General features: G+C 56.5%; 16 protein-coding genes. 4 read left to right on the top strand and 12 right to left on the bottom strand.

Annotated elements, in window-relative coordinates:
• The 6 genes from ulaD to yiaK form a co-directional block, all read right to left on the bottom strand.
• Entirely contained in the window at nucleotides 1-654 is a 654-nt protein-coding gene (gene ulaD / locus QQF33_RS20870; RefSeq protein ID WP_285158512.1) for a 3-keto-L-gulonate-6-phosphate decarboxylase UlaD, read from the bottom strand.
• Entirely contained in the window at nucleotides 651-2,156 is a 1,506-nt protein-coding gene (locus QQF33_RS20875) for an FGGY-family carbohydrate kinase (RefSeq protein WP_285158514.1), read from the bottom strand. Before QQF33_RS20875 ends, ulaD begins: the two co-directional genes overlap by 4 nt.
• A gap of 151 nt (nucleotides 2,157-2,307) precedes the next feature.
• Nucleotides 2,308-3,627 carry an MFS transporter gene (locus QQF33_RS20880; RefSeq protein ID WP_285158515.1) on the bottom strand — a complete coding sequence of 440 codons (1,320 nt, stop codon included), beginning with the start codon at nucleotides 3,625-3,627 and terminating at the stop codon, nucleotides 2,308-2,310.
• Nucleotides 3,628-3,675: 48 nt separating this feature from the next.
• Nucleotides 3,676-4,602 (bottom strand): DUF4862 family protein, encoded by a 927-nt coding sequence (locus QQF33_RS20885; RefSeq protein ID WP_285158516.1) that lies wholly within the window; start codon nucleotides 4,600-4,602, stop codon nucleotides 3,676-3,678.
• 27 nt (nucleotides 4,603-4,629) lie between these two features.
• Entirely contained in the window at nucleotides 4,630-5,097 is a 468-nt protein-coding gene (locus tag QQF33_RS20890) for a YhcH/YjgK/YiaL family protein (protein WP_285155737.1), read from the bottom strand.
• 10 nt (nucleotides 5,098-5,107) lie between these two features.
• Entirely contained in the window at nucleotides 5,108-6,106 is a 999-nt protein-coding gene (gene yiaK, locus QQF33_RS20895) for a 3-dehydro-L-gulonate 2-dehydrogenase (RefSeq protein WP_285145673.1), read from the bottom strand.
• 226 nt (nucleotides 6,107-6,332) lie between these two features.
• On the opposite strand from yiaK, the gene yiaJ reads away from it, so the two are divergent.
• Nucleotides 6,333-7,148, top strand: coding sequence for an IclR family transcriptional regulator YiaJ (gene yiaJ, locus QQF33_RS20900; RefSeq protein WP_285158517.1), 816 nt, complete (start codon nucleotides 6,333-6,335; stop codon nucleotides 7,146-7,148).
• 61 nt (nucleotides 7,149-7,209) lie between these two features.
• On the opposite strand, the gene avtA is transcribed toward yiaJ, so the two are convergent.
• Nucleotides 7,210-8,466: a valine--pyruvate transaminase gene (gene avtA / locus QQF33_RS20905; RefSeq protein WP_350319015.1), complete on the bottom strand. Its 1,257-nt coding sequence runs from the start codon at nucleotides 8,464-8,466 to the stop codon at nucleotides 7,210-7,212.
• A gap of 174 nt (nucleotides 8,467-8,640) precedes the next feature.
• Complete coding sequence (locus tag QQF33_RS20910; RefSeq protein WP_285158520.1) at nucleotides 8,641-10,671, bottom strand: alpha-amylase; 2,031 nt, start codon at nucleotides 10,669-10,671, stop codon at nucleotides 8,641-8,643.
• Between the two features lie 314 nt (nucleotides 10,672-10,985).
• Here QQF33_RS20910 and QQF33_RS20915 point away from each other — a divergent pair, with 314 nt between their 5' ends.
• A complete protein-coding gene (locus QQF33_RS20915; RefSeq protein ID WP_282493037.1) occupies nucleotides 10,986-11,819 on the top strand; it encodes a protein bax in 834 nt (277 codons plus the stop codon).
• 56 nt (nucleotides 11,820-11,875) lie between these two features.
• Here the strand turns inward: QQF33_RS20915 and xylR are convergent, their stop codons facing one another.
• The 4 genes from xylR to xylF are packed head-to-tail and all read right to left on the bottom strand — an operon-like array spanning nucleotide 11,876 to nucleotide 16,834.
• Entirely contained in the window at nucleotides 11,876-13,054 is a 1,179-nt protein-coding gene (gene xylR, locus QQF33_RS20920) for a D-xylose utilization transcriptional activator XylR (protein ID WP_282493036.1), read from the bottom strand.
• Between the two features lie 34 nt (nucleotides 13,055-13,088).
• Nucleotides 13,089-14,270, bottom strand: coding sequence for a xylose ABC transporter permease XylH (gene xylH / locus QQF33_RS20925; protein WP_285158521.1), 1,182 nt, complete (start codon nucleotides 14,268-14,270; stop codon nucleotides 13,089-13,091).
• Entirely contained in the window at nucleotides 14,248-15,789 is a 1,542-nt protein-coding gene (locus QQF33_RS20930; protein ID WP_285158522.1) for a xylose ABC transporter ATP-binding protein, read from the bottom strand. Before QQF33_RS20930 ends, xylH begins: the two co-directional genes overlap by 23 nt.
• A 52-nt stretch (nucleotides 15,790-15,841) precedes the next feature.
• The gene (gene xylF, locus QQF33_RS20935; protein WP_282493046.1) at nucleotides 15,842-16,834 is read right to left on the bottom strand and encodes a D-xylose ABC transporter substrate-binding protein; all 993 of its coding nucleotides are present in this window, start codon (nucleotides 16,832-16,834) and stop codon (nucleotides 15,842-15,844) included.
• Between the two features lie 372 nt (nucleotides 16,835-17,206).
• Here xylF and xylA point away from each other — a divergent pair, with 372 nt between their 5' ends.
• Complete coding sequence (xylA, locus tag QQF33_RS20940; protein ID WP_285158523.1) at nucleotides 17,207-18,529, top strand: xylose isomerase; 1,323 nt, start codon at nucleotides 17,207-17,209, stop codon at nucleotides 18,527-18,529.
• Between the two features lie 99 nt (nucleotides 18,530-18,628).
• On the top strand, nucleotides 18,629-20,083 hold the full coding sequence (gene xylB / locus QQF33_RS20945; RefSeq protein WP_285150966.1) for a xylulokinase: 1,455 nt from the start codon (nucleotides 18,629-18,631) through the stop codon (nucleotides 20,081-20,083).
• Nucleotides 20,084-20,173: the final 90 nt, after the last annotated feature.

The following is a 20,173-nucleotide window of genomic DNA, read 5'->3' on the forward strand; positions in this document are numbered from 1 at the left end:
TTATTCTCCCCAGATGTCGCGGATTTGCGTGTGGAACTCATTTGCCACCTGCGATGGGTTGGCGGCCCCAGCCAGCGCCCGTCCGGCGATGAAGGCTTTGACGTTAATCTCGCGGAACAGCGGTAAATCTGTCGGGGTGATGCCGCCGGTGATGGAGAGCTGCAGACCGATATCTGACAGAGCTTTCATCCTGGCGAGATCGTCTTCGCCCCACTGTTGGCCGCTGGCCTGGGCGTCACGCCCGCGATGGTAAATCGCCTGTTTCACCCCGACGCGATGCCACGCGCGCGCGTCGTCCAGGGTCCAGTTACCGAATAGCTCCATCTGGATTTCGCACCCGCGCGCGGCAGCCACCGCGTGGCCTTTTTCTACCGTCGCCAATGGTGCGGCGCAGATTATCGTCATCCAGTTCGCGCCCGCGTCAAAGGCCTGTTGCGCCAGCGTTTCGCCTGCGTCGGCCACTTTCCAGTCGGCGACGATGATTTTGTCCGGGCACTGCTGGCGCAACGCGCGGACCGCCGAAAGACCCTCGGTGAGGCACAGAATGGTGCCCGCTTCGACGATATCGACATGATCGTGCAGCAGCGCGACATCGCGCTGGGCGGCCTGAAGGCTGGTGTGGTCGAGCGCCAGCTGTAGTAATGGTCGGCTCATAGGTCGTACTCCTTAATTCGGGCGTGAAAGCCCTGCAATGCTGAAATCAGTAGCTGGTAGTGGTGATATTTGTGCTGGTAGGCGGCGTGGGCCTGCATGTCCGGCTCGATGACGCGGATGTCGTGCTTGAGGCTTTGCTGCGCGGCGTAGAAATCGGGATAGACCCCGGTGCCGACGAGGGCGGCGAGCGCCGCGCCGGAGCAGCCGGTTTCCTCGACTTGAGGCAGTTCGATTGCCAGACCGCTGACGTCCGCCAGCATCTGCATCCACACCTCGGAATGGGTCGGGCCGCCGGTGACGCGCAGGGCCTGAACATCGGTAAAGCGCTCGAGCATGCGGTTAAGATGGGTCATATGACAGAACACCACCCCTTCATAAACCGCCTGCAGCAGGTGGGCGCGGGTGTGTAGCGCCTGCATGCCGTAGAAACCGCTGGTCATCTCCAGCCCGGCGTTGCTGCCGTAGAGAAACGGCAGGAAGAAGACATCGCTGGCCGCTTTCGGCAGGCTGGAAACCGCCTGATTGATCTCGTCAAAAGAGATCTCGCCCCACTGCGCCGTGAGCCACTCGAGGTTGCCGGATGAGGTCGGGCTGGCTTCGTGAACGATGTACTGCTGCGGGTGAACGTATCGGCCATAGACGTACGGGAAAGATTCGTTATCGCGGATGCCGTGCGCAATCCCGCTGGTGACGGCCCAGGTGCCCATCACGGCGTTGAGCGTGTGCTCGTCGTGCAGTCCGGCGCAGATCGCGGTGGAAACCACATCAAACAGACCACCCACGACGGGCGTACCCGCCGCAAGACCGGTCAGGGTGGCTGCCTGAGCGGTGATTTCCCCGCAAATTTCTGCTGAGCCGACGATGGGCGGCAAGGCGCTGTCGATTTCGCTGATGCCCAGCCAGCGCGTCAGCTGCGGGTCATAGTCGCCCGTGTTCATGTTGTAGAGATTGGACTCGGAAATGTTGCTCTCTTCGCAGCCCTTATTGCCCGTCAGGCACCAGCGCAGATAGTCATGGGCCATCATCACGCAGCCGATCTGCTGGTAGCGCTGGTGGTCATGCTCTTTGACCCAGCGCAGCAGCGAAGCGGGATGCCCGGTCCACAGGGTTTGCCGGGTGTGCGGGTAGAGTTTCTCGGGGATCGCGTCCTGCTGCCAGCGCTGGACGATCTCTAAAGCGCGGCGGTCGGAAGAGAGGATGGCGTTGCCCAGGGGGCGATCCTGTTTATCGAGCAGGAACAGGCCTTTGCCCTGGGCGGAAATGCCGATGCCTTTGATTTGGGAGCCACTAATGCCCGTGCGATTGAGCAGGGCCGCAACCGTTTCGTGGCAGCGCTGCCAGAGCAGGTGCATGTCGCGCTCGGCATAGCCCGGACGCGGGCTGAGCGTCGCGACCGGGCAACGTTCGATGCTGTGTTCTTTTCCCTGGCTGTTGTACAGACCGGCTTTCAGATAAGTACCGCCACAATCGATACCCAGCCAGAAGGGTTCTTTTTCACTCATCTTTGCGATTCTCGGTTCGGTGGTTGCTGTTGCCGGGTGGCGCTGCGCTTACCCGGCCTACGTTCTTGGTTGCTGTTGCCGGGTGGCGCTTCGCTTACCCGGCCTACGTTTTTTCACCCTCTCCCTGTGGGAGAGGGCCGGGGTGAGGGCATCAGGCCGCACGCTTGTGCGGATTCACCGTCGGATTGGGCTGTGCTCCGGCGTCACATTTCGCAGGCAACAGCAGCGCCAGCAGCGAGGCCAGGGCCAGAGAGATCGCCAGGCAATACACGCCCGCATCTTTGCTGTACAAGGTGATCAACACGCCCACCGCGTAAGGGCCACAGAACCCGCCGAGATTCCCGAGCGCGTTAATCACGCCGCGCGCGCCGCCTGCCATCTCTGCGCTGAACAGACGCGCCGGAATGGTCCAGAACACGCCCGCCGCCGACTGCAGGAAGAAGCCGCAGCCGACCAGCGCGGCATACGCCAGCCAGATGTTTTCTTTCAGCGCCACGGAGAGGAACATGCACAGGGCAAAACCGATTAGCGGCAGGGAGACGAACAGCTTGCGCTTGCCGGTGCGGTCAGAGAGGGCAGAGAACAGGAACATCCCGGCAATCGCGCCGACGTACGGCAGAATGGCGAGCATCCCGACCTGGCCCATCGTTGAATGGGTCAGCTCCTTCAGAATGGTCGGCAGCCAGAGGGTGTAGCCGTAAATCCCGGTCTGGTAGAAGAAATTCAGGGCGATCAGCTGCCACATGGTTTTGTCCGACAGCACTGCGCCCAGGGACGCATTTTTCACCTCTTTGCCCGCAATGGCTTGCTGCTCGGCTGCCAGCGTCTCGACCAGATAGTTTTTCTCGGCCTCGGAAATCCACTTCGCCTCCTGCGGTCGGTCATAGATGGTCTGCATCCAGAGCACCAGCACCACCAGGGAAAGAAGCCCTTCAATGATGAACAGCCAGCGCCAGTCGAGGGCGGTGATGATCCAGCCGGAAAGGGGCGCGGTGATAATCCCGGCAATCGGCACAAACATGATCACAATCGCGTTGGCGCGACCGCGCTCGGCGTCCGGGAACCAGTTGCTGATCATGGTCAGCACCACCGGCAGCATCCCGCCTTCCGCCACGCCGAGTAAAAAGCGCAGGACCAGCAGCTGATACTGATTTGTGACAATGCCCGTCAGAACGGAAATCACCGCCCAGGCGACCAGAGACCAGCCGATGAATTTTTTACCGCTACCGTGCACGGCAATTTTGCCGCCGGGAACTTGCAGGAACAGATAACCAATAAAGAATATCCCGCCTGCTAAACCCGCCATGGTGGCGGTGATCCCCAGTTCCTCATCCATACCGCCCGGCATCGCGAAGGCGATATTGACGCGGTCCATATAAGAGATAATGCAGGCGATAAGAATAGGGGGAATTATTCTCAACCAGCGTTGGCGCGGAATATCCGCCTGTAGAGCATGAGAAGAATTAGTCATAATTAATGTCTCATTAAGGTAATCGGCTCGGGAATAAGATTATTATTTTTATTGTGCTGCTTTTTTCATAACGCTAATACCGTCGCGCAAAATGGCGATGCGATGGCTGACGTCAGCATTAGCATTTATTTCCAGTAGTTTGATACCGGAGAATTTCAATGTTGCGGCGCTCGCCGCAGTAAATAAATCATTTACGCTTTCAGGTGTCATTAAGCTTTCAGGGCAGAACGGTGAAAACGGTGCGTGAAGATCCTGCCATTCACCGTATTCGCCGGTCGCCGTGGTGCCGGAGAACATCAGCGCACCGAGCTTACCCGCCTGCAGTGCCGCCTGAACATGTTTGACCGGAAGCGTGGTATCGCGCCCTTCAATGGCCGAGCGGGCCCAGTTAATGCACACGCTAATCTCGGTCCCGTGCAGCACGTCCAGAACGTTTTCCAGCGGCAAAAAGCCTTTGCGCGGCTGGCTGCCGGTCATGGCGTCACAGTGTTCGAGCACCAGATCGCAGGGCCAGTCCCAGGCGGCAATTTCGCTGATTGAGCGTGAAAACGCGTCGGTGGCTTGCGCGACGCAAGCGTTGCCCGCCTGCGGTGCGGCCTGCATTTCCAGGGCGGTCACTTTGCCTGGGAAGCGCGTGTTGACCGCGACGATTTTCGCTAACAGATGGCGGTAAAACGCCACGCTCTCGCGGCGCTGATCTTCGTCAGCAGACGCCAGGCCAAACCCGCCGTGAGTACCGCGCCGCCGCATGGTTTCCATCACCGCCGTGACCACAATTTGCCAGTCGTCCGGCGTGTGGCGGAACAGCCACTCATCCCCGAGCGGGTGCAGGTTTTCCAGGCAGGGTTGCTCAAGGCCGCGAATATCCGGCGTATCAGCGAGCTGATGCCAGAAATCACGCTCTTCCTGTTCCCCTTGCTGGTGAAACGAAGGTGCGCAGGGGTACGCACCAATAATAAAACCGGTGTGAGTCATTTCGCTTTCCTGTTTAATTTTAAAAAATTAAATCAATTCGCTGACAGCCACTTTGACGACAATTTTACGAATGGCCGACTCCTTGTGTTTATGGCATTGCGGTCGATGAACATCCTGCGGGAAAAATATGGCGTAATTACCTGGGACCATTTCAATCAGCGATTCGTTTTCCATCTGGTGATAAAAAATAATGTCGCGCTGTTCCAGCAATGATTCGCTTATTTCGTTATTTCCGGTGTCAATCGCAAAACCTATTTTCTCTTCGCCCCACGCCAGAAATTGAATATCCAGATAGCGGCGATGTACTTCCGGGCGGTTTTGGTGGTGCTCCCGGGTGGTGAGATCGAGGATCTGCGCGTAGATATTGCGTCCGTCTATTTCCACGACACCCGGTTCCAGCGTCGTGAAATCGGTGGTGCGTAAAAATTCGAGCGCCCGCTCTATCGCCTGCGGAAGTCGGCAGGGGTTGGGCTGTGAAATATGTCCGAATATCATGCGTCACTCCTTACAGCGACTGGATCTTCGCCCACACGCTGTCATCAATGGTGATGCCATTGCGACGGTTCTCTTCCAGCAGACGGGTGAATTCATGCCCCGGCAGGCGCACGGCGACGTCGTCGTCTGAACGTTCGGCGGTAGTGATGAAATCCATGATGCGCTGCAGTTTGGCATCGCGGGTGGGGCCGTCGATCAGCTTGTCCACTTCGATGGCGATGAAGATCTGCGACACGCCGTATTCATCGCTGTTGTCCTGCGTCACTTCCGCCACGGACGATCCGTTGGAGAGCAGGGTGGCGATCATGTCGAGCACGATAGAGAGGCCGGAACCTTTCCAGTAACCCATCGGCAAAATACGGCGGTTTTTCTCGATAACACCTGGCTCTTTGGTCAGATTGCCTTCGTCGTCAAAGCCGCCATCCACCGGCAGTTCGCGCCCGGCAAGGCGGTTCACTTCGAGCATCCCGTAGGAGAACATCGACATCGACATATCGACCATGGTGATCGGCGTGGAAGGAATGGCGACGATCAGCGGGTTGGTGCCGATGCGGCACTCTTTCGCGCCCCACGGTGGCATTACGGCGATAGAGTTGGTCCAGCAAATTCCGATATAGCCTTTCTCTGCTGCCTGCCAGCCGTAACTCCCGCCGCGCATCCAGTGGTTGGCGTTGCGCAGCGCCACTAACCCAATCCCGTGATCCGACGCCAGCTCGGTGGCGCGATCCATCATCTTTTTGGCGGTCAGGTTGCCGATGGAACGCTGGGCGTCCCACTGCTCGATGGCACCGAGGGTGGTGACGCGCTTCGGCTGGGCGTCAGGAATGATGTCCCCGTTATCCAGCTGCTGAATGAAACGTGGGAAGCGGTTCACGCCGTGCGAATAAACGCCGGATTCGGTGGTGCGCGCAAACATCTCTGCGCAGGCGTCGGCGGTATCGGCCTGAACGCCGCGGTTAAGCAGTACCCGATTGAAGGCTGCTTTCAACTCGTCAAAGGTCACTTTCATCCCTGTTCTCCTGTTCGTATGAGGGGCGCATGTGAGTGCTTTTTTATCTCTAAATTCCACAATGCGAAATCTGATTTCAAATATAGCGATCAAATTTTGTTAGATCAACGACATTCACGCTTTTCAAAAACCAGTAAAATCAATGCATTGTGTTTTTTGTGCTGAGATCGTGAACTGAACCACACTTTGCGCTACCATCAGGACGCGATTAACGGAGAGCTATTTGATGAGCATGAAAGAGAGCGAAATGACGCCAGAAAAAGAGAGGCCAGCAGGTAGCCAGAGCTTGTTTCGCGGCCTGATGCTGATTGAGATCCTCAGTAACTACCCGAACGGGTGTCCGCTGGCGCATTTGTCGGAACTTGCCGGGCTAAACAAAAGCACCGTGCATCGGTTGTTGCAGGGTTTGCAGTCGTGCGGGTACGTTACCCCTGCGCCAGCGGCGGGCAGCTATCGGCTGACCACCAAATTCATCGCCGTCGGGCAAAAAGCGCTGTCGTCCCTCAACATCATCCACGTCGCCGCACCGCACCTCGAAAATCTCAATATCGTGACCGGCGAAACGGTGAACTTCTCCAGTCGGGAAGATGACCATGCGATTCTGATCTACAAGCTGGAGCCGACGACGGGAATGCTGCGCACACGCGCCTATATCGGCCAGCACATGCCGCTCTTCTGTTCTGCGATGGGTAAGATTTACATGGCGTTTGGCCATCAGGATTACGTGGCGAGCTACTGGCAGAGTCATCAGGAGCAGATTCAACCCCTGACCCGCAATACCATCACTGAACTGAGCGCCATGTACGACGAACTGGCGGAGATTCGCACCCACAGCATGGCGATGGACAGAGAAGAGAACGAGCTGGGCGTGTCTTGCATCGCGGTACCGGTGTTTGATATTCACGGGCGCGTGCCTTATGCCATCTCCATTTCCCTGTCGACCTCGCGCATGAAGCAGGTGGGGGAGAAGAATTTGCTCAAGCCGCTGCGTGAAACGGCGGAAGCGATCTCACAAGAACTTGGCTTTACCGTTCGCGGCTAAGTTGTGAAAAAAAAGGCCAGATGTCGACATCTGGCCTTTTTTGTTGTCTTGCGGTGAGCCGTTAGCGGCTGCCTTCGTTCCACGCCAGCTCAATCTCTTCGGCCAGGATTTTCACCCCGGCTTCGATTTTCTCTGGGTCTGGCACGTAGTTCATGCGCATGCACTGATGCGTATGCGGCCACGGCTTGTCGAGGCCCGGGAAGAAGTAATCCCCCGGCACCATCAACACGCCGCGTTTTTTCAGGCGCTGATAGAGCAGCTCGGTGGTGATCGGCAAGTCTTTAAACCACAGCCACAGGAAAATCGCCCCTTCCGGTTTATGAATCAGACAGCGATCTTCGGGCAAGTAGCGGCGAATGGTCGCGATCGTCTCCTGGACGCGCTGATAGTAAAACGGCTTAATCACGTCATTCGACAGGCGCAGCAGGTCGTTGCGTTTAATCATTTCGCACATCATCGCCGGGCCCATGCCACCTGGCGCCAGGCTGATAATGCCGTTCATGTTGGTGATAGCGCTGATGATTTTTTCATTGGCGATGATGATGCCGCAGCGGCTGCCCGGCAGGCCGAGCTTCGAGAGGCTCATGCACAGGACGATATTGGGGTTCCACAGCGGGCGGGCTTCGCTAAAGATAATCCCGGGGAAGGGCACGCCGTAGGCGTTATCGATCACCAGCGGTATGCCGTGCTGGTTGGCGAGCACATCTAGCTTCATCAGCTCTTCGTCGGTGATGACGTTGCCCGTCGGGTTGGTTGGGCGCGACACGCAAATCATGCCCGTCTCTTCGCCGATATGCAGGTGCTCAAAATCGACGTGATACTTGAACTGGCCTTCTGGCAGCAGCTCGATGTTCGGCCGCGCCGAGACAAACAGATCCTCTTCCAGCCCGGAGTCGGCGTAACCGATGTATTCCGGCGTCAGCGGGAACAGCACTTTTTTGGTGGTGCCGTCGGCGCGACGTCCTGCAAAGAGGTTAAACAAGTAGAAAAATGCGCTCTGGCTGCCGTTTGTCAGTGCAATATTCTGTGGTTCGATATCCCAACCCAGCTCGTCGCGCAGCATATCAGCCAGCAAGGTCAGCAGTTCGGTTTTGCCCTGCGGACCGTCGTAATTGCACAGCGCATCAGTGGCTTTGCCGTTTTGCAGCATCTCTGCCAGCAGGTTGTGGAAGTAGTCGTTCATGGCCGGGATTTGGGCCGGATTCCCGCCGCCGAGCATGATAGCGCCCGGTGTGCGCAGCCCGTCGTTGAGATCCTCCATCAGGCGGGTAATGCCTGAATGGCGGGTGAATTTGTCGCCGAAAAGTGAAAACGTCATAGCAGGTGTTCTGGCATTCTTATAATGAAAGTGGGTAACCATAACGCTAGCATCGTGCGGGTGCAAATCGAGGGAAGAGGTCGGGATCGTGGTTTTGTTTCGCTGATTTGTGTTTGCGTGGTGAATTGTTCTGATAAAAACATCCCCCTCCGTTGGAAGGGGACGACGATGGCGCTACTGATTCCCGGCCCAGATCACCATCACGCTATCGTCCTGGTGCTGGCGTACGAAACCGTAGCCCTGCTTGAGGGAGAGCGTGGTTTGCGTGCCTTCGCCGATGGCCGGATGACGCGCACGGAACTGCCCGAGAATTTGCCAGTGCTTAACGGTCGCCGCCTGATTGCCCGCGACATCCTGCCAGTTCATGTCCGAGCGCGTTCCCTGCAGCGGATCGGATCCGGTCGGGCCGAATGGACGTTCGGACTCGTCACCATAGTAAATCTGCACCGAGCCAGGTGAGAGCAACAGCAGTTCTGCCGCGCGCTGGCCGCCCTCGCGGAACAGGCGCGTGTCGTGGGAGGAGAGATAGCTCAGGACGTTGAATCCCTGCAGTTTTTCCGCCATCTGCTGCCAGGTCATGTCCATTTCGGCCAGGCAATCGGCGGCTTTGGCGGCCTGCTCCTGATAGTCAAAGTTGATCATCGCGTCGAAACCATGGCGGTAATACTCGCTTTGCATCACGCCGTGCCCCCAGGATTCACCCGTCATCCAGAACGGTGTGTCATCGAGTTTTTTATCCGGGTTGGCCTCTTTCCACGCTTTCAGCGCCTGGGTGGATTGTTCCTTCAGCGCTTGCCAGGCGGGGAGTTCAACGTGTTTGGCGGTATCGACGCGGAAACCGTCAATGCCGTAATCGCGCACCCATTGGCTGAGCCAGTGGGTGAGATAATCGCGCGGTGTGTACCCGGCAATCTCTTTAGCTTGGGTGTCCGGCTTATGGCGGTAGAAATTCGGCAAACCGGACGGGGTGGTGGATTCGGTTTTGAGATCGGGTAAAAAGGCCAGCGACATGGTCAGATCGTCGAAGCCGGGGTTGTCGTAGTCGCCGATATCGGTGCGGATCCAGTTTTTGCCCCACCACTTTTCCCACCCGGCTTTGTCGCTGAAATTGATGTAGTCGTTAAAGCTGTGCCAGCTCTGCCCGGCGGCGGGCTTCCAGTCGGTCCAGCGTTCGCCCAGCGTCTTTTTCAGCTCGTCACCCTGCAAATACAGCGCGCCGAACTGGAACTCCTGCATATCAGCAAGCGTAGCGTAGCCGGTGTGGTTCATCACCACGTCAAAGAGAATGCGGATACCGCGCTGGTGCGCCTCGTCGACCAGATGGCGCAGATCGTCTTCGCTGCCCATATTGGCGTCGAGTTTTGTCCAGTCCTGCGTGTAGTAGCCGTGATAGGCGTAGTGCGGGAAATCGCCTTTGGTACCGCCCCCGACCCAGCCGTGGATTTGCTCCAGCGGGGAGCTTATCCACAGCGCGTTGACGCCAAGCTGCTGCAGATAATCGAGCTTGCTGGCGAGCCCTTTGAGATCGCCTCCGTGGAAGGTGCCAATCTCCTGCATGCCGTCTTTGTGGCGGCCATAGCTGTTGTCGTTAGAAGGGTCGCCATTGACGAAGCGGTCCGTCAGCACAAAGTAGACGGTGGCGTTTTGCCAGCTGAATGGCGCAGCTTTGTCGGTTTCTGCCCGCTCAAGCAGGAGCAGACCGTTGCTGTTCGCGGCGGGCTGCAGGGTGATTTTTCCTTGCTGCACCGTGGCCGTCTGCTGGCTGTAGAAATCCCGGACGACGGAGCCTTCCGGGAAGGTGTTTTTCACCTCGAGGGTGAGCGGTTTGCCGTCCCATTTCGGGCACTGGCGAGTGACATCCGCGACGGGTTTTTCCGCAGCGCTTTGCACCGTCAGCATGAGCGTCGGCGTGCCTGAGCGCGTATCAATGCGCATCTGATAATCGCCCTCGCGGAATAAACGCCACTGGGGCGGCGTTCCTTCGCAAGGTTTTAGCGACATCATCTCATTGAGTTTAATCGGGTTTGTCGGCTGCCAGCACGCGTTGTCAAAACTCAACGTCAGCGGGCGAGTACCCTTCGCAAACTTCGCGTGGCTGGTGAACACCCCAGCAGCTTCGGCATTGAACGTGGAGAAGCCAGGAGATGACCAGTCTGCATTTGCCATCGCGGGTAAAAGCAAAAGGGCTAAAGCTGAGCGTTTCATTCCATTTTCCTGTCGCGGCCATTTTAACCAGTGTGCCATCAGGTTTATGGCGAGGACTCCTCCCCCTGCGTTTTCTGGCAGGATGAGCCGAAAGGGTGAGTGATCTCGCGCAAAATTAGGCGGTTATCTGCGATATCGCACACAAATTTGTAGAAATGATGGTTAAGTGAGCAAGTTTCAGGTGACATAGTTTCGGAATTGGACTATTTCTTTGGATGCTCTGGAAGACTATTTTTGATATGATTTGAGATTCCGCTCTCAATTTTGTGAAAAAAATAAGGTGTTGGAATGTATATATCCGACCAGGAGACCTAATGATATCGACTCCCATACGACGATTTGGGGCTACGATACTCATGTTGCTCACCGTGATGTTTTCAGGTGAGGTGCTTGCGAAGACGCACACGGATACAACGAGTAAAAAAGCCCACGTCATAAAGACGACGACCAGCAGTAAGAGTAAGGTTAGCAGTAAACAAGAGTATTCTCGCAATAGTGTAAAGAGCAGTTCACTTCCTGATTTGCGAAAATACCCTTCCGGGACACCAAGGAAAAAAGCGTTTCTCCGGACGGTAATGCCTTATATTACAAGCCAAAATTCTGCGATTACTGCAGACCGTAACTGGCTGGTTTCGAAACAGTACGAAAGCCGCTGGTCACCAAGCGAACGCGCACGTCTGAAAGACATCGCGACACGCTACAAGGTGAGCTGGAACGGTAATACCCGCCGCGTGCCGTGGAACTCACTGCTTGAGCGCGTGGATATTATTCCAGGCAGCATGGTGGCCACCATGGCAGCAGCCGAGAGTGGTTGGGGCACGTCAAAACTGGCGCGTAACAACAATAATCTCTTCGGCATGAAATGCGCCAAGGGCCGCTGTAACAACGTGCCTGGCAAAGTGAAAGGCTATTCGCAGTTCGAATCAGTGAAAGATTCCGTGAATGCCTACGTGGTGAACCTGAACACGCACCCGGCCTACTCTTCGTTCCGTAAGTCACGCGCTCAGTTGCGTAAAGCGGACCAGGAAGTAACCGCGAGCACCATGATTCACAAGCTGAAAGGTTATTCAACGCAGGGTCAGAGCTACAACAACTACCTGTTTGCGATGTACCAGGATAACCAGCGCTTAATCGCCGCTCACATGTAAGTCATCCAAAAAAACGCCTTCCGATGGAAGGCGTTTTTCTTTGCCTCATACCCGCACTACACCAGCACTTCGCTGTACCGCTCGCGGTACTCCTTCGGCGTGGTGTCATACTCCTTCTTAAACACCGAATAGAAATATTGCAGAGACGGGTAGCCGCACATCTGCGAGATTTCATTGATCGACAGCGACGTCGAGATCAGCAGGCTGCGGGCTTTCTCCAGCTTCTCGGCGTGAATCACCGCGTGGATCGTCTCCCCAACCTCTTCTTTAAAACGCTTCTCCAGATTCGAGCGAGAAATACCAACCGCATCCAGCACCTGATCCACCTTGATGCCTTTGCAGGCGTGATTGCGAATGTAGTGCATCGCCTGAATTACCGCCGGATCGTTCAGGGAGCGATAGTCCGTCGAGCGGCGTTCCACCACGCGAACGGGGGGAACCAGCAGACGCTGAAGAGGCAGGGTTTCGTTATCCAGCAGGCGATGAAGTAACTTGGCCGCCTGATAGCCCATCTGACGCGTCCCTTGCGCCACCGACGACAGGGCCACGCGCGACAGATAACGCGTGAGCTCTTCGTTATCGATACCAATCACACACAGCTTTTCGGGAACCGGAATGTGCAAATGGTCGCAGACCTGGAGAACGTGACGCGCGCGCGCATCCGTAACGGCGATAATGCCCGTCTGCGGCGGCAGGGTTTGCAGCCAGTCGGCGAGCCGATTTTGCGCGTGCTGCCAGTTTTCAGGCGCGGTTTCTAATCCCTGATACACCACGCCGCGATACTTCTCCTGCGCCACAATCTGGCAAAACGCGTACTCGCGCTCCATCGCCCAGCCTTTGCCGCTGGAAGAGGGCAGGCCGTAAAAGGCGAAGCGGTGTACGCCTTTCTCTTTTAAATGCAGAAAGGCGCTCTCGACCAGCGCGTGGTTGTCGGTCGCGATGTAATGGACCGGAGGATACTTCTCGGGTGAGTGATACGAGCCGCCGACGCCCACAATCGGAACATCGACGTCGGTCAGCAACTGCTCGATCACGGGATCGTCGTAATCGGCGATCACGCCATCGCCCAGCCAGTCTTTGATGTTTTCAATGCGGGTACGGAAGTCTTCTTCGATGAAAATATCCCACTCCGATTGCGACGCCTGCAAATATTCACCCACGCCCTCGACGACCTGGCGGTCATAGGCTTTGTTGGCGTTGAATAACAACGTAATGCGGTGACGCTTCTCAAACATGGCTTATCTTTCCCAAATCAGTGACAACGCGGCGTTATGCCCGTCGTTTGGTCGCAGAGTCCATCCAGACTGCCAGCAACAAAATGGCGCCTTTAACGATATACTGCCAGAAGGTCGGAACGTCCATCATACTCATTCCGTTATCCAGCGACGCCATAATAAACGCACCCATCACCGCGCCCGCAACACTCCCGATGCCGCCTGCGAGGCTGGTTCCACCAATGACACAGGCGGCGATAGCATCCAGCTCGGCGATGTTCCCGGCGGAGGGCGAACCTGCACCGAGGCGCGAGCTTAAAATCAGCCCGGCGATGGCCACCATCAGACCATTAATCGCGAAAACCGCAAGCTTGGTGCGCTCCACATTGATACCCGACAGACGCGCGGCCTCGATATTGCCGCCGATGGCGTAGATACGCCGACCAAAGGCGGTGCGGGTCGCCATAAATATCCCCGCCAGCAACAGCAGCGTCAGGATAAGCACTGGCGTGGGTACGCCGCGATAATCATTCAGTAGCCAGATGGCCCCCAGTACGATGACGGCGGTCAGGGCCTGACGTCCGACGACCGACGTTGAAGCGGTTGCTGCCAGCCCAAGCGCCTGACGGCGTATTCTGGCGCGCCACTGCCAGGCGATAAAGGCCATCAGACCGATAGCACCAAACGTGAAGCCCACGCCGTCGGAGAGATAACTCTGACCAATCTGCGACATCGACGCGCTGGTCGGTGACACGGTGGTGCCGTTAGTAATGCCGATCAGGATGCCGCGAAAGGCGAGCATCCCCGCGAGGGTGACGATGAACGATGGCACTTTTCGATACGCGACCCACCATCCGTTCCAGGTCCCGAGCAGCAGGCCGAGCACCAGCGTGACCGCTACGGTAAGCGGCAATGGCCAGCCGAGCCAGACGTCAAAAATCGCCGCGACACCGCCCAGTAACCCCATCATCGAGCCGACCGACAGATCGATTTCCGCCGAGATAATCACAAACACCATCCCGACCGCCAGAATGCCGGTAATGGCGGTCTGGCGCAGCAAGTTGGAGATGTTTCGCGCGCTTAAATAGGAGCCGTCGGTCATCCATGTGAAGAACAGCATGATGACGATAATGGCCGCGATCATGACGAAAACCTGCAGGTTTAGCGCTTTAAACCCCGGGAACAGACCTGGCGCTGACACAGTGGCTTTGATTTCAGACGGGTTGCTTTTCGACATGACGTTCGCTCCTCAGGGCGGCTTCCATCACCTGTTCCTGGGTCAGGTTAAGGTTTTTCAGATTGGCTTTCAGTTTGCCTTCGTGCATCACCAGGACGCGATCGCTCAGGCCGAGCACTTCGGGGAGTTCGGACGAGATCACAATCACCGCGATACCCTGCTGCACCAGCTGGTTAATGAGTTTGTAGATTTCATATTTTGCGCCGATGTCGATCCCGCGCGTCGGTTCATCCAGAATCAGGATGCGCGGGTTCAGCAGCAGACAGCGAGCCAGAATCGCTTTCTGCTGATTACCGCCGCTCAGTCGCCCGATGGCTAACTCGGGCGACGAGGTTTTGACTTTCAGGCGCGCTAAAGACTGGAGAATGCACTGCTGTTCAGCGGCATCGTCCAGGCTGCTCAGCGCACCCGAAAACTGGTTGAGTGCCGCCAGGGTAATGTTTTTCCCCACCGCCATGACCGGCACAATGCCGTCTCTTTTACGATCTTCCGGGACCATCGCGATACCCTGAGCGATCGCCTGCTGGCAGCTGTTGATCTGCACGGGCTGACCGTCGAGGTAAATCTTGCCCTCCCAGCGGCCCGGCCAGACGCCAAACAGGCACTGGACGGCTTCGGTTCGTCCGGCACCGACTAAACCTGCAATACCGAGGATCTCCCCGCGCCGCAGGGAGAAAGAGACATTGTTGACGCGTTTGATATGGCGGTTCACCGGATGCCAGGCGGTCAGATTCTCGACTCTTAGGATTTCATCCCCGGTGGTGTGCGGTTCGTTGGGGTAGAGCGCTGTGAGTTCGCGGCCCACCATCATGGTGATGATATCGTCTTCGCTCATCCCGTCGGCTTCCCGCGTGCCGATGTGTTGCCCGTCGCGAATGACGCAGATGGTGTCCGAGATGGCCTTCACTTCGTTGAGTTTGTGAGAGATATAAATACAGGCGATGCCGTGGTGCTGCAGGTCGCGGATGATATCCAGCAGCACCGCGGTTTCTTGCTCCGTCAGGGAGGCGGTCGGTTCATCGAGGATCAGCAAGCGCACCTGTTTGTTCAGCGCTTTGGCGATTTCAACCAGCTGCTGCTGCCCCAGCCCCAGGTCGCCGACGCGGGTGTCTGGTGAGATATGCAGGCTGACCTGAGCCAGAAGTTTTTCACAGCGCAGGGTCATGCTGTCGTAGTCCAGTACGCCGAAATGCGAGATCTCCGCGCCGAGGAAAATATTCTCCAGCACGGTGAGATGCTTCACCAGCGCCAGCTCCTGGTGAATGATGGCGATACCTTTGCGCTCTGTGTCTCGAATGTGGGTGGCCTGCAGGGTTTCACCGGCAAAGACGATTTCCCCGACGTAACTGCCGTGCGGATAGATGCCGCACAGCACTTTCATCAGCGTGGATTTGCCGGAGCCATTTTCGCCGCACAGAGAGACAATCTCGCCGGGGTTTAAGCGCAGGCTCACGTTGTCGACAGCTTTCACTGCGCCAAAGGCTTTGGTGATACTTTTCATTTCAAGTAAGTAAGGCATAACTGCTCCACATGATCTGAGGGGGCCCCCGCACAGCAGGGGCGATGCGGGGTTACAGTTCGCTCTTCTTGTGGAAACCGTCTTTTACAACCGTGGCGTCAATGTTCTCTTTGTTGACTTCGATTGGCGTCAGCAGACGGGCTGGGACATCTTTCAGGCCGTTATTGAGCTTGGAATCGGCCTTAGGCTGCTGATCGTTGCCCAGTTCGACGGCAATTTCAGCGGCGGTAGTGGCGAGCTCGGTGATGGGTTTGTAGACCGTCATGGTTTGCGTACCGGCAATAATACGTTTCACGCCTGCCAGGTCCGCATCTTGTCCGGAAATTGCCACTTTACCGGCCAGGCCCTGGGCACTCAGCGCCTGAATCGCACCGCCCGCGGTGGCATCGTTTGAGGCGACGACGGCGTCAATTTTGTTATTATTCGCGGTCAACGCGTTTTCCATAATTTTCAGCGCGTTCTCCGGCAGCCAGCCGTCAGCCCACTGATCGCCCACCACTTTAATTTTTCCGTCGTCGATATAAGGCTTGAGAACTTTCATCTGCCCTTCGCGGAATAATTTGGCGTTGTTATCCACAGGTGAGCCACCCATCAGGAAATAATTCCCCTGCGGCACTTTGTTGACCAGACTTTGCGCCTGTAATTCACCGACTTTTTCGTTGTCGAAGGAAATATAAAAATCGATATCGGCGTTATTTATCATTCGGTCATAGGCTAAAACTTTAATTCCCTCTTGTTTCGCTTCTTTGACGACATTACTTAACACCTGACCGTTGTAAGGAATAATGACCAGAACATCAACGCCGCGGTTAATCATATTTTCGATTTGCGACATTTGCGTCTCTTCATTGCCATTAGCAGACTGAACAAACACTTTTGCGCCGAGAGATTCCGCTTTATTCACAAAAATATCGCGGTCTTTTTGCCAGCGCTCCAGGCGCAGGTCGTCGATGGCCATTCCGATTTTGACTTCTTTTGCATGCCCCGCAAAGCTTGTGAGCAGTAGCGAAGCACAGAGAGTAAGGCACAGGTTTCTTATCGTCATCATTATTTTACCTTTTTTGTAGGGTGGTAAGGCTTGGACAAAAGAATCATTCACTGCCAGATACGCAGCAAATTCTTAACGGGGAAAGGGAAACTCGCAATTACAGATTTTTATCTTCTCATTACGATATTTGGTTTATTTGCGAATTTATGACCGCGATCTGATTTTAAAATGCGCAACTTATTAATTACACATGATTCTGGAATAAGCGCCGAAAAATCCTTTGCCTGCGTATTATTTTTGCGAGCCAGCGCACGTTTGTGCATTCTCTCAATAGCAGTGTGAAATAACGTAATTGAGCAACCCGCAATGTGTATTCACTATTACTCCATTATCGATGACTCGCCGCACCTCTTGATTATGGAGTTCAATATGCAAGCTTATTTCGACCAACTCGATCGCGTTCGCTATGAAGGCCCGAAATCCACCAATCCTCTAGCATTTCGTCACTACAATCCGGACGAGCTGGTGCTGGGTAAGCGCATGGAAGATCACCTGCGTTTCGCCGCCTGCTACTGGCATACCTTCTGCTGGAACGGCGCGGATATGTTCGGCGTGGGGTCGTTTGACCGTCCGTGGCAGCAGCCAGGCGAAGTGCTGGAACTGGCGAAGCGCAAAGCAGATGTGGCCTTCGAGTTCTTCCACAAACTGAACGTTCCGTATTACTGCTTCCACGATGTGGACGTCTCTCCGGAAGGCGCGACGCTCAAAGAGTACCTGAACAACTTTGCCCAGATGGTGGATTACCTGGGTGAAAAACAGCAGCAAAGTGGCGTGAAGCTGCTGTGGGGCACGGCAAACTGCTTCACCAACCCTCGCTACGGCGCAGGTGCGGCGACCAACCCTGACCCGGAAGTATTCAGCTGGGCCGCCACTCAGGTCGTGACCGCAATGAACGCCACTCATAAGCTGGGCGGCGAAAACTACGTCCTGTGGGGCGGCCGCGAGGGTTACGAAACGCTGCTGAACACCGATCTGCGCCAGGAGCGTGAACAGATTGGCCGCTTCATGCAGATGGTGGTGGATCACAAACACAAAATCGGTTTCCGCGGCACCCTGCTGATTGAACCTAAACCGCAGGAGCCCACCAAACACCAGTACGATTATGACGTCGCGACGGTGTACGGTTTCCTCAAGCAATTTGGTCTGGAAAAAGAGATCAAAGTGAATATCGAAGCCAACCACGCGACCCTGGCGGGGCACTCTTTCCACCATGAAATCGCGTCGGCTATCGCGCTGGGGATCTTCGGCTCCGTCGATGCCAACCGGGGTGACCCGCAGCTTGGCTGGGACACCGACCAGTTCCCGATCAGCGTGGAAGAAAATGCGCTGGTGATGTATGAAATCATCAAAGCGGGCGGCTTCACGACGGGCGGACTGAACTTTGACGCCAAAGTGCGTCGTCAGAGCACCGATAAATACGATCTGTTCTATGGCCATATTGGCGCGATGGATACCATGGCGCTGGCGCTGAAAGTGGCGGCCCGCATGATTGAAGACGGCGAGCTGGATAAACGTGTGGCGAAGCGTTATTCCGGCTGGAACAGTGAACTCGGCCAGCAAATTTTGAAAGGGCAGTTATCCCTTGCCGAGATCGCGAAGTACGCTGAACAGCATAGTCTGGCACCGAGCCATCAGAGCGGTCATCAGGAACTACTGGAAAATCTGGTGAATCATTACCTGTTTGATAAGTGATCGATAATGCCGGGCGGCGCTGCGCTTGCCCGGCCTACAATCATCGTAGGCCCGGTAAGCTTCGCGCCACCGGGCATTTTCAGTTAAGGAATCCACACTATGTATATCGGGATTGATCTTGGCACATCGGGTGTGAAAGCCATCCTGTTAAACGAGCAGGGCGACGTGCTGGCCTCGCAGACTGAAAAGCTGCACGTCTCGCGCCCACATCCCCTCTGGTCAGAGCAAGATCCCGAAACGTGGTGGCAGGCGACGGATCGCGCGATCAAAGCCCTGGGCCAGCAGCACAGTTTGCGTGAGGTCAAAGCGCTGGGTATTGCCGGTCAAATGCATGGTGCAACCTTGCTGGACAGCGAGCACCGCGTGCTGCGCCCGGCGATTTTGTGGAACGATGGTCGCTGTGCAGAAGAGTGCGCGCTCCTCGAAGCGCGGGTGCCGACCTCACGGCAAATCACCGGTAACCTGATGATGCCGGGCTTTACCGCGCCTAAGCTGCTGTGGTTGCAGCGCCACGAGCCGGATATTTTTAAGCAGGTGGCAAAGGTCTTGCTGCCAAAAGATTATCTGCGTTTTCGCATGACTGGCGATTTCGCCAGCGACATGTCGGACGCGGCGGGGACGATGTGGCTCGATGTCGCTCAACGCGACTGGAGCGAGGCGATGCTGGATGCCTGCCAGTTGACCCGAGATCACATGCCTGCGCTCTTCGAGGGTAGTGAGATCACCGGCGTGCTCAATCCGTCGATTGCCGACAGCTGGAATATGCCTGCCGTGCCGGTAGTGGCGGGCGGGGGCGATAATGCGGCGGGTGCCGTGGGCGTGGGGATGGTCGATGCCGGACAGGCAATGCTGTCGCTTGGCACTTCAGGCGTCTATTTCGCGGTCAGCGACGGGTATCGCAGCAATCCAGAGAGCGCGGTACACAGCTTCTGCCACGCGCTGCCGGGGAAATGGCACTTGATGTCGGTGATGTTAAGCGCCGCGTCGTGTCTGGACTGGGCGGCAAACCTGACCGGACTCAAGGATGTTCCGGCGCTCATTTCGGCGGCCCAGCAGGCCAACGAAGAGGCGGGGGCCGTGTGGTTCTTGCCCTATCTTTCCGGCGAGCGCACGCCGCACAACAACCCGGAAGCGAAAGGCGTGTTCTTCGGCTTAACCCATCAGCATGGCCCGGCCGAACTGGCGCGCGCGGTGCTGGAAGGTGTCGGCTATGCGCTGGCGGACGGGATGGATGTGGTCCATGACTGCGGACTCAAACCGACCAGTATTACCCTGATTGGCGGAGGCGCAAGAAGCAGCTACTGGCGGCAGATGCTGGCGGATATCAGCGGATTGCAGCTCGATTACCGCACTGGCGGGGACATAGGACCTGCTCTGGGGGCGGCGCGTCTGGCGCAGATTGCCGTCAACCCTGACAAACCCCTGACGCAGCTTCTGCCGCAGCTCACGCTGGAGCAGGAGCACAAGCCGGACGCGGCGCACCATGCGCGCTACGCCGAACGCCGGGAAGTGTTCCGCAAAATCTACCAACAGCTCCTGCCGCTAATGTCGTAAAGGTAGGTTGTCCCGAAGCGGCGTGAGGATGTCCTTTTTTGGTCTTCTCGTGATGCTCGCTCCTCGTCAGTATAGAGATACACCCACTGG

The sequence above is a fragment of the Lelliottia wanjuensis genome, assembly GCF_030238365.1.
GTDB lineage: Bacteria > Pseudomonadota > Gammaproteobacteria > Enterobacterales > Enterobacteriaceae > Enterobacter > Enterobacter wanjuensis.

Coding starts and splice junctions, on each gene's coding strand:
- ulaD (WP_285158512.1), bottom strand. CDS start 654: ATGAGCCGACCATTACTACAGCTGGCGCTCGACCACACCAGCCTTCAG.
- QQF33_RS20875 (WP_285158514.1), bottom strand. CDS start 2,156: ATGAGTGAAAAAGAACCCTTCTGGCTGGGTATCGATTGTGGCGGTACT.
- QQF33_RS20880 (WP_285158515.1), bottom strand. CDS start 3,627: ATGACTAATTCTTCTCATGCTCTACAGGCGGATATTCCGCGCCAACGC.
- QQF33_RS20885 (WP_285158516.1), bottom strand. CDS start 4,602: ATGACTCACACCGGTTTTATTATTGGTGCGTACCCCTGCGCACCTTCG.
- QQF33_RS20890 (WP_285155737.1), bottom strand. CDS start 5,097: ATGATATTCGGACATATTTCACAGCCCAACCCCTGCCGACTTCCGCAG.
- yiaK (WP_285145673.1), bottom strand. CDS start 6,106: ATGAAAGTGACCTTTGACGAGTTGAAAGCAGCCTTCAATCGGGTACTG.
- yiaJ (WP_285158517.1), top strand. CDS start 6,333: ATGAGCATGAAAGAGAGCGAAATGACGCCAGAAAAAGAGAGGCCAGCA.
- avtA (WP_350319015.1), bottom strand. CDS start 8,466: ATGACGTTTTCACTTTTCGGCGACAAATTCACCCGCCATTCAGGCATT.
- QQF33_RS20910 (WP_285158520.1), bottom strand. CDS start 10,671: ATGAAACGCTCAGCTTTAGCCCTTTTGCTTTTACCCGCGATGGCAAAT.
- QQF33_RS20915 (WP_282493037.1), top strand. CDS start 10,986: ATGATATCGACTCCCATACGACGATTTGGGGCTACGATACTCATGTTG.
- xylR (WP_282493036.1), bottom strand. CDS start 13,054: ATGTTTGAGAAGCGTCACCGCATTACGTTGTTATTCAACGCCAACAAA.
- xylH (WP_285158521.1), bottom strand. CDS start 14,270: ATGTCGAAAAGCAACCCGTCTGAAATCAAAGCCACTGTGTCAGCGCCA.
- QQF33_RS20930 (WP_285158522.1), bottom strand. CDS start 15,789: ATGCCTTACTTACTTGAAATGAAAAGTATCACCAAAGCCTTTGGCGCA.
- xylF (WP_282493046.1), bottom strand. CDS start 16,834: ATGACGATAAGAAACCTGTGCCTTACTCTCTGTGCTTCGCTACTGCTC.
- xylA (WP_285158523.1), top strand. CDS start 17,207: ATGCAAGCTTATTTCGACCAACTCGATCGCGTTCGCTATGAAGGCCCG.
- xylB (WP_285150966.1), top strand. CDS start 18,629: ATGTATATCGGGATTGATCTTGGCACATCGGGTGTGAAAGCCATCCTG.